The sequence below is a fragment of the Salinivibrio costicola subsp. alcaliphilus genome (genome assembly GCF_001996185.1).
In the GTDB taxonomy this organism is placed as follows: Bacteria; Pseudomonadota; Gammaproteobacteria; order Enterobacterales; family Vibrionaceae; genus Salinivibrio; species Salinivibrio costicola.
Window position 1 is genome coordinate 1 of sequence record NZ_MUFR01000014.1, and the last position, 12,736, is coordinate 12,736.

Below are 12,736 nucleotides of genomic sequence, written 5' to 3' on the forward strand. Positions count from 1 at the left end.
TGCTCATGTATTGGCATACACTGCGCGTCTCGATTCAAAATCCTCATCGCATCAAACAAGATAATCTAATTAGCGCTTAGTATTAGGCTTTAGTTAGCAAAAATTTAAGCATCAAAGCAATGATATGTAAGACTTTGATGAGTGAAATACGAAGCCCTGACCTAACGGTCGGGGTTTTTTGTATCTTTAATCTTTGATGAAAAACCAATAAAGCCCTGGCCTGACGGTCAGGGCTTTTTGTTGTAATGAGTCTTCAATGCAGACTTTAGTGATGATAAATGCGGTGATAATAAAGCTGCTAAAGGTAACCCGTTGCTCTGATCTTACTCACGTGTTTTATATGCGTGATAGACCGCGAAGCGTCGAGTCTTGGCGATCGATTCACACTGTCCGAGACTGTCTTTGATTATCGGCGGATAGCGTAAGAAACTATTGGCCACCACAATGAGCTGGCCACCTTTGGAGAGGTGAGAGGGGACGTTACGTAACAAAGACTCGGTTGGTGAGTAGCGGGTATCCAGTCCATCATGGAAAGGGGGGTTACTAATGATAGTATTAAATGTCGCCTCAACACCATCAAGCATATCTGAAGGTAAAACTTGCCCATCTAAGCCGTTGGCGGCAAGTGTGGCTTTGCTTGATGCAATGGCGAGGTAATTAACATCCACAAGCGTCACTTGGCAATCAGGATAAGTAGCAAGGATATAGCTACCTATCACGCCTGCGCCGCAACCTACGTCTAATACGTTTCCTTTGATCGACGGAAGATGATGAAGCAACAACTCGGTACCGTCATCTAAACTTTTTTGGCTAAATACGCCGGGTAACGCACGAATGGTCAGTGACGTCTCGCCGAGGGTTAATGGGTAGTCAGTAAACCACGCTTCCAACGAAAAAGAGCTCGCAGGGGTGTGGCAGGTGCCGTAATACATACTGCAGCGCCGCGCAGCATCGTATTTGCTAATAGACCCGTAGGGAGCGAAGCGTTTTTCAATGCTTTTGATGCCACTACGGTTTTCACCCACTACCATCCAATCAACCTCTTTCCCCAATGCGTGTGTCAACATTGCGAGTAAGTAATCAGCTTCTGCTTTTGCTTTAGGCCAATAAAATAAGACCAGATCGATGGGATGATCGATATCGAGCGTCGCGCCTGCATGAACAGTAATCGACGCTTTTTTCTGGCGTGTGGCGAAACCGTGATGCGTCGTAAAGACAGTGACGCTTGCGGCACGTTGCGATAATTGTTGGACAAAGTCATCTTCGAGCTCTCCTGCCAACAGCAGGTGTTTATTATCAAACAACGGAAGGTGACGCTGAGCAATTTCACTGGGGGCCGTGAGGGTCATGATTGTTCTCTTTGCATTATCGACGGTAATAAAGCGCACCGAAATAACCTGGCGCGTCGGGAGTCGAATTTTCCCACAAAGCACGCACCAGGCCAATCTTTAACGGGTTAGGCGTTGTCTTGGCGATCAAGGAAGTGTGCAAACTCGAGCTCATACATCCGGAATAACACCAATGTTAATGAGAAAATAATCGGACCGTAAATTAATCCCATTAAGCCAAAGAGGTGCAAACCGCCCAACAATGAGAAAAAGATAAGCAGGGTGTTCATGCCAGAGTTTCCCTGCATCAAAAAAGGGCGAAGCAGATTATCAATGGAGCCCACAACCACAACGCTCCATACTAAAAGCGCGAGCGCCCACTGCCAGTCACCGATCACTGCGAGATATAGCACTGTTGGTAACCAGATAAGTGCTGTCCCTACCACAGGAATAAAAGAGGCAAAGGCCATCATGGTGCCCCAAAAAAGGGCCGGTAAGCCTACTGCCCACATCGCTAAGCCGCCTGCAGCACCTTGTGCTAAAGCAGTGAGGAATGAACCGAGGACAGCCGATTTGGCGACTTTCTCCACTTCATCAAGCAGTTGGTCTTCTTGGCTGCGTGACAAAGGGATAACATGACGCAGTGTTTGGATAATGTTGTCGTGATCGCGCAGTAAAAAGAACAGCACAAATAACATCAGCATAAAGGTGATAAAAAAGTTAGTGACATCGCCCAGTACCCCAGAGCTGAACTCAAGCATTTGACCGCTAAAAGAGGACATCCACGCGGCCAGTTTTTTAACCGTCTCTTGAGGGTCGATGACATCAAACGGTAGCCACTGATTGACAAAGTGTAAGGCTGATTGTGTCTGCGGGTTATTGATCAGTTGCCTGGCCCCGCCGTTATTGAGCCATTCATAGCTACGAGTGAAAAAGCTCACACCTTGATCGATGATCGCACCCGCCACGACAGTGAGTGGAATAAAGATGATAAAGGTGATCAGAATGCAAGATAAGACCGATGCAGTATTGGGTCGCTGACCAATCTTTTCTTCGATGCGTTTATGGACGGGGAAGAACAGCAACGACACGATAAAGGCGAGCACAATCGCACCAATATAGGGCTCGATCAAAAGGTAACAGGCGTAAACGGCGATAATAAGGGCCGCAATTAAGGTCCAATGCTTGGACTCGACGCGAAATGACGGAGTCACAGAGATATCCTTTTTAGCTTGTTGAATGACTGGGCTCGCCTTATGTAACGGCGCCTAATTTATAGGCACCTTAACACATCGTTTGTTGCATTAGTCAGCTAAAAAAATGGCCAGCAGATCATTGAGAAATAATTTACCTTTTGGCGTGATTTGCCAATGGGTGCTTGTTTCTGTGATTAAGCCTTGCTCAGAAGCTTGAGAGATAGGCGCGGCGAGATGTGACAGCGGTAGCCCAGTGTGACTGACAAAATCAGCTTTGGGGCAGGGCTCGAGCAAGCGAAAACGGTTCATAAAAAACTCAAACGCAAGATCGGTATGTTTTACCCACTGGCTGTCGGTGAGGTAGGCTTTGTCTGGATCGAGGTAGCCACGTGGGTGTTTCACTTTGACGGTACGAAGTAAACGAGGTTGGTCATGCTCTAACAAGGTCAGTTTGCCATGTGCGCCGCAGCCAATTCCCAAATAATCCCCAAAACGCCAGTAGTTGAGGTTATGTGCACATTGGTGGCCTGGCAGGCTATAGGCGGAGGTCTCATACTGCACATATCCCGCATCGGTCAGTCGTTGATGGCCTTGATCAAAGATGTCCCACAAGGTGTCTTCTTCTGGCAGGGTGGGCGGCTTAGAGTAAAACTGAGTATTAGGCTCGATAGTCAGTTGATACCAAGAAATATGCGGCGGCTTCAGTGCAATGGCTTGCTCCAAATCGCTGAGTGCTTCTTGTTCGGATTGATCGGGCAAACCATGCATTAGATCGAGATTAAAACTCGTCAGTCTCGCTTGGTGGGCAAGGTGAGCTGCCCGTTCTGCCTCACCAGGGCCATGAATACGGCCTAGCCGGGTAAGCTTATCGGCAGAAAAGCTTTGTACGCCAATGGATATACGAGTCACGCCCGCTTGGCGATAGCCAATAAATTTATCCGCCTCGACGGTGCCCGGGTTGGCCTCCATGGTGACTTCCATATTGTTACTCGGGGTCAGTCGCGCATTGATCCCGGCGAGCAAACGCTCAATCTGAGCGGGCGACATCAGGCTGGGTGTGCCGCCACCGATAAAAATAGAGTGCAGTGGACGCGTGACTATTGAGGGATAAGCGGCCAGGTCGGTGTCGAGATCGTCGAGCAACGCATCGATATAATCGTCTTCTGGGATCGCGCCTTTTTGCGTGTGTGAGTTAAAGTCACAATACGGGCATTTTTGTACACACCACGGGATGTGTACATACAAACTTAATGGGATCATGGGTTATTGCGACGCTTTTAAGGCTTGAAATAGGGCGTTGAGGGCTTGACCGCGATGTGAGCGTTGTTTTTTCTCTGACGCAGGCATTTCGGCAGCGGTGCATTGCTGATCATGGGGCAAAAATACTGGATCGTAGCCAAAGCCGTTGTCACCTTGTGGTGCATGGGCAATTTGACCTTCCCAAACGCCATGACAGACCAATGGCGTCGGATCATTCGCGTGGCGCATGTACACCAATACGCAATGAAAACGTGCTTGGCGTGCATGGGTATCAGTATCATGCATTGCGTCGAGTAGCTTGGCGACATTATCGGCATCATTGGCGTCATCGCCAGCATAGCGAGCTGAATAGACGCCAGGTGCGCCTTTTAGCGCATCCACCTCAAGGCCTGAATCATCGGCGATGGCTGGAAGCCCGGTCAGTTTCGCCGCGTGGCGGGCTTTAATGATGGCATTTTCAATAAAAGTGGTCCCTGTTTCGTCAGCTTCTGTCACCGCAAAATCACTTTGCGGCAGAACCTCAAAACCAAATTCGCCGAGTAGCCCGGCCATTTCTTTTACTTTGCCTGCATTGCCGGTTGCCAGCACAACTTTATTCATGTCGGTTACCTATGTGTTTGTCACCCTGTTAAGGGGTATCGACGTAAAACGTGTAATTGTAGTCGAAGGAGGCACTGCGATTGCCCGCTGCGTTGAGATCAATCTGGAATTGATAGGTTTCCTCATCATCAGCGGCAAAGGTCGCAATGTAATAAATCGCGTCGCCTTCGCGGATCTCGGTAAAATCTAGCTCTCGACTGTTACCCACCAAGTTTTTGACTTGGCCTTGGACCTTGGCGGCAATCGCCGGTTTTCCAAGCTGCATGGTGTCGAGAACCGCGATATTAACCAACCCGCGATAGCCGCTGCGGGTAATATCATATTGCTTGGCGATGTCAGGGGTTAAAAACGTCGTTGATAAGGTGTTGTAGTGCACCTCTAATTCGCCGATTTCTTTAAACTGCCCGCCCAAGCTGGGGTCATGACTATGCCACAGAGGCTAATCATCAAAGCAATGAGGTTACGCATAATCTTTCCTTGTTGTGATCGCATGAGCATACCGAAACCAGTACGCACGAGCGCCTCAGCCCGATCCTTGTCAGGGTGAGGCGCATATCCCTTATAGGGCGTACCAAACTGGGCCGACCATATCGCCAATTAACATATTGATAAATTGCAGACCGATAAAGATCACCAAAATACTGAGATCCAGTCCACCGATAGGAGGGAGGATGCGACGCACTGGGGCGCAAACCGGTTCGGTTAATTGATGGAACACTTGCTCTACAGGGTTATTGCCTTGGCTTACCCAGCTGAGAATGGCACGTAGGATCAGCACCCAAAACAGCAGTTTACCGGCTGCTTTAAGCAGCGCAATGGCAGAAAACAGGAACATTCCTGAACTCATTGCTAATGGATTGCCGGCGACTAAATCCAGTGCCACAAATTTAGCGACCATCAGCAGATAAGCAAAGAGTACGGTCGCGAGATCTAATCCACCGAGCGCGGGAACCATCCGGCGCAGTGGACCCACAACAGGCTGGGTCGCCTTCACCACAAATTGAGAGAACGGGTTATAAAAATCGGCCCGAGACCATTGTAGCCATATACGGAGTAACACCACCATGATGTAAAGATCAAACGCGGTGTTGATCAGAAAGGTCATTGCATTCATATCGTCGCCTTAGTGATTAAAATTCTTGTTCCATTTGCTCAGCACGGCTCACCGCCGCTTGCATGGCCTGTGCGACTATGTCGCTAATATTGTGCTGCTCGAATACTTGCAACGCTTCTGCGGTGGTTCCTCCTTTTGAAGTCACCTGCTCGCGTAGTTCTCCAAGCGTGGTGTCTGGGTTCGCGGCCACCATTTCTGCCGCTCCCAGTGCGGCTTGTTGTACCAACGCCCTTGCTTGCTGGTCAGTAAAACCTTGGCGAATGGCTTCTTGCTGCATGGCTTCCATAAAGCGGAAAAAATAGGCCGGCGCACTACCTGCAGCCGCAATCACACCATTGATACTCGCCTCATTCTCGACCCAGCAGACTTCACCCACCGCTTTCATCAGCGCGGAGGCATAGTCTTGATCACCCGTCGTCACACCCGGTGATGCGTACAGGCCGCTCATGCCTTTACCCACCAGCGAAGGCGTATTCGGCATCACGCGCACCAGATTAAGTGACGTACCAGCCATTTGATTAAGACGGGCAACATTGATGCCAGCGGCTATTGAGATCACCATTTTCGACGACCAATCGACCGCTGGCAAGTCGCTTAATACTTTTGCCATTAATTGGGGTTTTACCGCTAAAACGATCACTTCCGCTTGTTGGCAAGCAAGAAGGTTGTTTGTGGTGGTTTGGATCCCGTATTGCGTTGTCAGCACATCGTTAGGATGCGCGCTGGGTGACGCGGCTGTAATGGCTGAGGCGGGATATCCTGCATCCACGAGTCCGGCAATGATGGATCGAGCCATGTTGCCAGCCCCAATAAAGGTGAGAGGGCGATGTTCCATGTATTCGGTTCCTGTTGTTCTGATCATTCTGTGTCGGTGTCGTTAGCGATAATCACGTGCACCAAAAACGGCGGTGCCGATTCTTACCATGGTACTGCCACATGCAATGGCAGCTGCCATATCACCGCTCATACCCATCGATAAGGTATCAATAGTCGGCGTATGTGCGTGGAGCGAATCAAACGCGGTCGCTAAAGGCTCAAACGCGGCACATTGGCGCTGATAATCTGTTTCCGGTTGAGGGATCGACATGAATCCTCGCACGGTGAGGTTGGGTAAAGCCCGCATTGATTCAATCAAATCCATGGCTTCATCCAGTGTTATGCCTGATTTAGACGCCTCACCGCTGGTATTCACTTGTACTAAAACGTTGAGTGGCGGCAAATGCGCGGGACGTTGCTCACTCAGACGTTTAGCAATTTTTAACCGATCGACTGAGTGGACCCAATCAAAGTGGCTGGCGATCAAGCGCGTTTTGTTCGACTGAATTGGACCAATAAAGTGCCATTCAATCTTTGTGTTTGGGGCATGTGTGGCAAAGTGCTCCACTTTTTCAACGCCTTCCTGCACGTAGTTTTCGCCAAATGCGGTTTGACCTGCGGCCACGGCCTCTGCGATCGCCTCGACGGGTTTTGTTTTACTCACCGCAAGCAACTGCACCGAATGATCGGGTCGGCCGCATTTTTGGGTGGCGAGGTCTATTTGTTCCCTGACCTGTTCAATATTCTGCTTAATATTACACATACCTGATTCTATGAGGAAAATGAATGGAAATTACTGAGCTATTGGCCTTTAGTGTAAAGCATCGTGCGTCAGATCTACATCTTTCTGCGGGCGTGCCGCCAATGGTGCGGGTAGATGGCGATGTGCGCAAGCTCAGTCTACCTGCGCTCAATCATCAAGCGGTCGAGCAATTGATTATCGCTGTGATGAATCCCGAACAACGCCAAACGTTTGTAACCGAATGGGAGGTGGATTTTTCGTTTGAGCTGGCCTCGGTTGGCCGGTTTCGGGTGAACGCTTTTCATCAGCAACATGGGTGCGCGGCGGTGTTCCGGGTTATCCCAGAAGCGCTGCCAACCTTGGAAGCGTTAAACGCGCCTTCTGTCTTAACAGAGCTCGCGTCGCTCACTCAGGGGCTGGTACTCGTGACTGGGCCGACGGGATCGGGCAAATCAACGACGTTGGCAGCGATGGTTGATCATATTAATCGTCATCAACAAAAGCATATTCTTACTATTGAAGATCCGATCGAGTTCATTCACTCGCCGCAACAAAGTTTAGTGAATCAGCGGGAAGTGAATCGTGATACGCAATCCTTTCAGCAGGCGCTGCGTTCGGCCTTACGGGAGGATCCAGATGTGATTCTGGTCGGCGAGCTACGAGACTTAGAGACAATAAGCTTAGCATTGACGGCCGCAGAAACTGGTCATTTAGTCTTTGCCACGTTACATACCGCGAGTGCGGCGAAAAGCGTTGACCGGATTATCGATGTGTTTCCAGGGAGTGATAAGCCCTTGGTTCGCTCTATGTTGTCTGCCTCTTTGCAGGCGGTAGTATCGCAGCAGCTCGTCAAAAACACCCAGGGCCGACGGGTCGCTGCGTATGAAATTATGAAAGCCACCCCTGCGATTGCTAACCTTATCCGTGAAGACAAGGTGGCGCAGATGACCTCCATGATGCAAACAGGCGTCGCCCAGGGGATGCAAACTATGGAGCAGGCGATAACACGGCTGACCGACCAAGGGGTTATTCCGAGGCGTGAAACGGCTCAGCATATTGGCGCTCAAACCAGCTTTCAATAATCACAACGGCTGACTGAGCGTCAACAGCTCCCTTACCTAAGGCTTTGTAGCCGCCTTGTTCAAAAAGTGCTGCGCGGGCTTCGCGTGTTGATAGGCGCTCATCATGTAACGAGACCGGAAAACCAAAGCGCCCATGTAAGCGATTGGCAAATTTTTTCGCTCTGGGTGTAATGGTATCGAGAGGTTCACCTTGTAAATCTAATGGCAGCCCAACCACTAAATAATCAGGTTGCCATTCTTTTAATAGGGCATCAATGTCATCCCAGTTAGGAATACCATCGCGCGCTTTCAAAGCGCATAAAGGGCGAGCGGTGCCGGTTAACGACTGACCGATGGCAACGCCAATGCTTTTTACCCCGTAATCAAAACCCATCACGGTTTGTGCGTTCATGCGTGTCCTACTTGTGAAGAAAGGTTGGCGGCGTCAATGCCGAGTTGGTCGAGCGCTTTTTGCCAACGTTGGTGAACAGGGGTATCAAAAATTACGCTAGGATCGGCCTCCAGTGTGAGCCAACTATTTTCGGCTAACTCTTGTTCAAGCTGTCCGGCCTCCCAGCCTGCATAACCTAAGGCCACCAAAAATTGCTCTGGCTGTTGCTCGGTCCCGAGAATCGACAAGATATCTTTTGAGGTGGTCACGGCTAATTGATCTGATACGGGCACACTGGTGCCATACGAACAATTGGCAGGATGCAGCACAAATCCTCGATCTTCAGACACCGGCCCGCCAAATAAAACGGATTGGGTCAGACTTTCGGTTGTTTTGGAAAGCGGCACGTCGCGCTCTATCTCAATTTGGTCCAGCATTTTACCCACGGACAGGTTGATAGGGTGATTGATCATTAACCCCATGGCGCCGTCATGATTATGCTCACACACGTAGATAACACCCTGTTGAAAACGGCTATCGGCCATGCTCGGCATTGCGATTAAAAAATGATTTTTCAGATCCATATCGCCGTCTCCTGTTCGTACGCTTACGTTGAGTATGCGCAAAAAATGTGTATTTAGACAATCATAGAGGCGCTATGCGCCTCATTTTTTATTGGCAGCGTTGGGCGATCGCTTCCATCAAGATGTCGCCTACGGAAATATCATACGCGGCGTCAATTTCACGAATACAGGTCGGACTGGTGACATTGATTTCTGTGAGCTTATCGCCGATCACATCGAGTCCAACGAAGATCAGCCCTTTTTCTCTCAATGTCGGTGCGATTGCACGTGCAATTGCCCAATCCGTCTCCGATAAAGGACGTGCTTCACCACGGCCACCGGCGGCGAGATTACCGCGCGTTTCACCTTCTGCTGGAATGCGGGCCAAACAGTAGGGCACCGGTTCGCCGTCAACAATTAATATGCGCTTATCACCATTGCTGATGTCAGGGACGAAGGTTTGTGCCATGCAAAAACGTTGGCCATGCTCAGTAAGGGTCTCAATGATCACACCAATATTCGAATCACCTTGTTTGACCCGGAAAATAGAGGCGCCTCCCATGCCATCGAGTGGCTTCAAAATAACATCACCGTGCTGGGCTTGGAATGCACGAATCTCGTCGGCACGTCGTGTCACTAAGGTGGTGGGTGTGTGTTCAGGGAACCAAGCGGTATAGAGTTTCTCGTTACAGTCACGGAGGCTTTGCGGTTTGTTCACAATTAAAACACCGGCTTCTTCTGCGCGCTCTAGCATGTAGGTCGCATAGATATACTCGGTATCAAAGGGGGGATCTTTTCGCATCAAGATCGCATCAAACGCGCGCAGCGGTAGGGTTTGTGTTTGGTGTACTTGATACCAATTGTTAGGATCATCCATGACACTCACTGTTTGGGTGCGAGCACTCGGTTCACCCTGCAGCATCGACATATCATTCATCGAAATAGTATGTATTTCCCAGCCGCGTTGTTGTGCCGCCAACATCATGGCAAACGTGGAGTCTTTTTTTACACTGATGGCCTCAATGGGATCCATCACTACACCTATTTTCATCATGTCTCTCCTGTTTGCCGTTAACCCAGGTCGCCAAAACGGACTTGTAGCGCGGTAATGGCTGTCAGCGCTGCCGTTTCTGTGCGTAAGACCCGAGGGCCCAATAAAATTTCTTCAAAACCACGATCACGTGTCATCGCTATTTCTTCTTCTGACAATCCGCCTTCTGGCCCAATCAGCAAACGTAGCTTAGAAGGGGCTTGAGGAAGTGTATTGAGGGAATACGGTGCACGAGGATGAAGGTTGAGTTTCAGTCCATCAAATGCCTGTTGGCACCAAGTGTCTAGGTTGATCACGGGATTCACGGTGGGGACGATATTGCGCCCACTTTGTTCGCACGCGCCAATGGCTATTTTTTGCCATTGTTGGCGTTTTTTCTCCAGTCGATCAGCATTGATCTTGACCCCACATCGCGCCGATAAAAGTGGCGTAATGGTATTTACCCCTAACTCAACCGATTTTTGTACGGTAAATTCCATTTTCTCACCACGAGAAATAACCTGTCCCAGTTCAAAATCTAGTGGCGATTCAACACCGACCTCTTCGCGGGCTGAGATGGTTGCGGTGACGTGTTTCTTACTGATTTGCGTCAAGGTCGCTGGAAATTGTGCCCCAGAACCATCAAAAAGCAGAATTGGTTGCTCTGCTTGCATTCTTAATACGCGGCCTAGGTGATTCGCCGCTTCATCGCTTAAGGTCACCGTGCCTTGAGACGGTAAAGGCGCCGGGTGATAAATTCGAGGAATTCGCATGGTGTTCGCTTTCCATTATCAATCAGCCTCCAGTGTAACATGGCTACCGGTGGCAATAGGTGATGTGTTAATCGGGAACGTGTCAATAATATGGGGACGGTGAACGGAAAAGCAAATAGCTAATGTTTTTCGCTGACCGGCGTCAGTATCTGTTGGCACTGTTTGCACCGATAGGTTGCTTGGCCGCGCAGAACTTTATGATGACGGCGTATCGTTAAGGCCACTGGCCCACAACGGCATTGGTACGAGAAGGTTTTCCCTTGCACCGCTGTGATATCAAGCTGGTGGGTCGTGTTTGCTGGAACATGAAACAAGTTAGTCATTAGGTCGCGCCATTCCGGACCATGAGGTTTGACACGCCCATGCAGCGCGAACGTGACTAAATGACAGACTTCATGCGGGATCACCTCATGAAAAAAAGCGTCGGCGTGCTGCTGGAGCAATACCGGATTAAACCGTAATCGCCATTCTGTCGGATGCGCGGTGCCTGCGGCGCGCCCTCGTAACGTAAAGCCAATTGTTGGATAAATCAGTTGGCGATCTAGTTGCCGGTTGGCACGATCAATACAGGCGTGAACCTGGTCGGTGACCGACTGTATCAAGGTGTTAGAAAGAGAAGGCATAGGTGTCGACTCACACTGCGATCAAAAAAGGGAAGCGAACGCTTCCCTTTGTAAAAAGCGAATCAGGCCAGATTAACCAAGCTTGGCAAATTCACGCAATAGGTCTGCTTTGTCGGTTTTCTCCCATGGGAAAATTTCACGACCAAAATGGCCATACGCAGCAGTTTGCTTATAAATAGGTTGCAGTAAGTCGAGCATTTCTTGTAGGCCATACGGACGTAGATCGAAGTGCTCACGAACAGCTTTAATAATCACCTCTGGCGCCACTTTTTCAGTGCCAAAGGTTTCGACCATGATAGACGTTGGCTCGGCCACACCAATGGCGTACGACAATTGAATCTCACAGCGGTCAGCAAGGCCAGCTGCGACGATGTTTTTCGCTACATAACGTGCGGCGTAGGCGGCAGAACGATCCACTTTTGATGGATCTTTGCCTGAGAATGCCCCGCCACCGTGACGGGCTGCGCCACCGTAGGTATCCACGATAATTTTACGGCCGGTTAAACCACAGTCTCCCATCGGGCCACCAATCACAAAGCGACCCGTTGGATTAATAAAGAATTTGGTCTCTTTGGTGAGCCATTCTGCAGGCAGAACCGGTTTGATAATTTCTTCCATGACCGCTTCGCGGAGATCGTCGGTTGAAATGCTGTCGCAATGCTGTGTTGACAGCACCACGGCGTCAATGCCCGCAATCTTGCCGTTGTCGTAGGCGAAAGTGACCTGGCTTTTTGCATCAGGACGTAGCCAATCTAAGGTGCCATCTTTACGCACTTGCGCTTGGCGCTCAACCAAACGGTGTGAGTAAGTAATAGGGGCTGGCATCAGTACATTGGTTTCATTGGTGGCAAAACCAAACATAATCCCTTGATCGCCGGCACCTTGATCTTTGGGATCAGCGCGGTCAACGCCTTGGTTTATATCAGGCGATTGCTTGCCAATGGTGTTCAATACTGCACAAGAATTGGCATCAAAACCCATATCGGAATGGACGTAACCAATATCGCATACCGTTTGGCGAGTGAGCTCTTCAATATCAACCCAGGCTGAGGTCGTCACTTCCCCGCCTACCATGACCATTCCGGTCTTCACATAGGTTTCGCAGGCAACGCGCGCTTTGGGATCTTGCTCAAGAATGGCATCCAAGACCGCATCAGAAATCTGATCGGCGATTTTATCAGGATGGCCTTCAGAGACGGACTCTGAGGTAAACAGGTGCTTAGCCATGTGACACTCTCA

General features: G+C 49.8%; 15 protein-coding genes. 1 reads left to right on the forward strand and 14 read right to left on the reverse strand.

The window, feature by feature from the left end:
* Positions 1–323: 323 nt before the first annotated feature.
* The 8 genes from rsmC to BZJ21_RS16590 form a co-directional block, all read right to left on the reverse strand.
* On the reverse strand, positions 324–1,349 hold the full coding sequence (gene rsmC / locus BZJ21_RS06340; RefSeq protein WP_077669380.1) for a 16S rRNA (guanine(1207)-N(2))-methyltransferase RsmC: 1,026 nt from the start codon (positions 1,347–1,349) through the stop codon (positions 324–326).
* 107 nt (positions 1,350–1,456) lie between these two features.
* Positions 1,457–2,542 carry an AI-2E family transporter gene (locus BZJ21_RS06345; protein WP_077669381.1) on the reverse strand — a complete coding sequence of 362 codons (1,086 nt, stop codon included), beginning with the start codon at positions 2,540–2,542 and terminating at the stop codon, positions 1,457–1,459.
* A 90-nt stretch (positions 2,543–2,632) separates the two neighbouring features.
* Positions 2,633–3,784 (reverse strand): radical SAM family heme chaperone HemW, encoded by a 1,152-nt coding sequence (gene hemW, locus BZJ21_RS06350; RefSeq protein WP_077461756.1) that lies wholly within the window; start codon positions 3,782–3,784, stop codon positions 2,633–2,635.
* 3 nt (positions 3,785–3,787) lie between these two features.
* A complete protein-coding gene (gene rdgB, locus BZJ21_RS06355; protein WP_077461755.1) occupies positions 3,788–4,384 on the reverse strand; it encodes an RdgB/HAM1 family non-canonical purine NTP pyrophosphatase in 597 nt (198 codons plus the stop codon).
* A gap of 28 nt (positions 4,385–4,412) precedes the next feature.
* Positions 4,413–4,796 (reverse strand): DUF4426 domain-containing protein, encoded by a 384-nt coding sequence (locus tag BZJ21_RS06360; RefSeq protein WP_394329754.1) that lies wholly within the window; start codon positions 4,794–4,796, stop codon positions 4,413–4,415.
* 147 nt (positions 4,797–4,943) lie between these two features.
* The gene (locus tag BZJ21_RS06365) at positions 4,944–5,498 is read right to left on the reverse strand and encodes a YggT family protein (protein WP_077461754.1); all 555 of its coding nucleotides are present in this window, start codon (positions 5,496–5,498) and stop codon (positions 4,944–4,946) included.
* A 16-nt stretch (positions 5,499–5,514) separates the two neighbouring features.
* Complete coding sequence (gene proC, locus BZJ21_RS16585) at positions 5,515–6,333, reverse strand: pyrroline-5-carboxylate reductase (RefSeq protein ID WP_077773864.1); 819 nt, start codon at positions 6,331–6,333, stop codon at positions 5,515–5,517.
* A gap of 42 nt (positions 6,334–6,375) precedes the next feature.
* Complete coding sequence (locus tag BZJ21_RS16590; RefSeq protein ID WP_021024538.1) at positions 6,376–7,077, reverse strand: YggS family pyridoxal phosphate-dependent enzyme; 702 nt, start codon at positions 7,075–7,077, stop codon at positions 6,376–6,378.
* A 23-nt stretch (positions 7,078–7,100) separates the two neighbouring features.
* On the opposite strand from BZJ21_RS16590, the gene BZJ21_RS06375 reads away from it, so the two are divergent.
* Positions 7,101–8,138 carry a type IV pilus twitching motility protein PilT gene (locus tag BZJ21_RS06375; protein ID WP_077646801.1) on the forward strand — a complete coding sequence of 346 codons (1,038 nt, stop codon included), beginning with the start codon at positions 7,101–7,103 and terminating at the stop codon, positions 8,136–8,138.
* Here the strand turns inward: BZJ21_RS06375 and ruvX are convergent.
* The 6 genes from ruvX to metK form a co-directional block, all read right to left on the reverse strand.
* On the reverse strand, positions 8,083–8,529 hold the full coding sequence (gene ruvX, locus BZJ21_RS06380; RefSeq protein WP_021024536.1) for a Holliday junction resolvase RuvX: 447 nt from the start codon (positions 8,527–8,529) through the stop codon (positions 8,083–8,085). The two genes, BZJ21_RS06375 and ruvX, sit on opposite strands and share 56 nt — an antisense overlap.
* Positions 8,526–9,092 (reverse strand): YqgE/AlgH family protein, encoded by a 567-nt coding sequence (locus BZJ21_RS06385; protein ID WP_077669382.1) that lies wholly within the window; start codon positions 9,090–9,092, stop codon positions 8,526–8,528. The genes ruvX and BZJ21_RS06385 overlap by 4 nt, the downstream gene beginning before the upstream one ends.
* 88 nt (positions 9,093–9,180) lie before the next feature.
* Positions 9,181–10,125: a glutathione synthase gene (gshB, locus tag BZJ21_RS06390; protein ID WP_077669383.1), complete on the reverse strand. Its 945-nt coding sequence runs from the start codon at positions 10,123–10,125 to the stop codon at positions 9,181–9,183.
* Positions 10,126–10,142: 17 nt separating this feature from the next.
* A complete protein-coding gene (gene rsmE, locus BZJ21_RS06395; protein WP_021024533.1) occupies positions 10,143–10,874 on the reverse strand; it encodes a 16S rRNA (uracil(1498)-N(3))-methyltransferase in 732 nt (243 codons plus the stop codon).
* A gap of 119 nt (positions 10,875–10,993) precedes the next feature.
* A complete protein-coding gene (locus BZJ21_RS06400) occupies positions 10,994–11,497 on the reverse strand; it encodes a SprT family zinc-dependent metalloprotease (RefSeq protein ID WP_021024532.1) in 504 nt (167 codons plus the stop codon).
* Positions 11,498–11,569: 72 nt separating this feature from the next.
* Complete coding sequence (gene metK, locus BZJ21_RS06405) at positions 11,570–12,724, reverse strand: methionine adenosyltransferase (protein ID WP_077669384.1); 1,155 nt, start codon at positions 12,722–12,724, stop codon at positions 11,570–11,572.
* Positions 12,725–12,736: the final 12 nt, after the last annotated feature.

Bases quoted from the DNA above. Each gene is read 5' to 3' on its own strand.
- rsmC (WP_077669380.1), bottom strand. From the start codon at position 1,349: ATGACCCTCACGGCCCCCAGTGAAATTGCTCAGCGTCACCTTCCGTTG.
- hemW (WP_077461756.1), bottom strand. From the start codon at position 3,784: ATGATCCCATTAAGTTTGTATGTACACATCCCGTGGTGTGTACAAAAA.
- rdgB (WP_077461755.1), bottom strand. From the start codon at position 4,384: ATGAATAAAGTTGTGCTGGCAACCGGCAATGCAGGCAAAGTAAAAGAA.
- BZJ21_RS06365 (WP_077461754.1), bottom strand. From the start codon at position 5,498: ATGAATGCAATGACCTTTCTGATCAACACCGCGTTTGATCTTTACATC.
- proC (WP_077773864.1), bottom strand. From the start codon at position 6,333: ATGGAACATCGCCCTCTCACCTTTATTGGGGCTGGCAACATGGCTCGA.
- BZJ21_RS16590 (WP_021024538.1), bottom strand. From the start codon at position 7,077: ATGTGTAATATTAAGCAGAATATTGAACAGGTCAGGGAACAAATAGAC.
- BZJ21_RS06375 (WP_077646801.1), top strand. From the start codon at position 7,101: ATGGAAATTACTGAGCTATTGGCCTTTAGTGTAAAGCATCGTGCGTCA.
- ruvX (WP_021024536.1), bottom strand. From the start codon at position 8,529: ATGAACGCACAAACCGTGATGGGTTTTGATTACGGGGTAAAAAGCATT.
- BZJ21_RS06385 (WP_077669382.1), bottom strand. From the start codon at position 9,092: ATGGATCTGAAAAATCATTTTTTAATCGCAATGCCGAGCATGGCCGAT.
- gshB (WP_077669383.1), bottom strand. From the start codon at position 10,125: ATGATGAAAATAGGTGTAGTGATGGATCCCATTGAGGCCATCAGTGTA.
- rsmE (WP_021024533.1), bottom strand. From the start codon at position 10,874: ATGCGAATTCCTCGAATTTATCACCCGGCGCCTTTACCGTCTCAAGGC.
- BZJ21_RS06400 (WP_021024532.1), bottom strand. From the start codon at position 11,497: ATGCCTTCTCTTTCTAACACCTTGATACAGTCGGTCACCGACCAGGTT.
- metK (WP_077669384.1), bottom strand. From the start codon at position 12,724: ATGGCTAAGCACCTGTTTACCTCAGAGTCCGTCTCTGAAGGCCATCCT.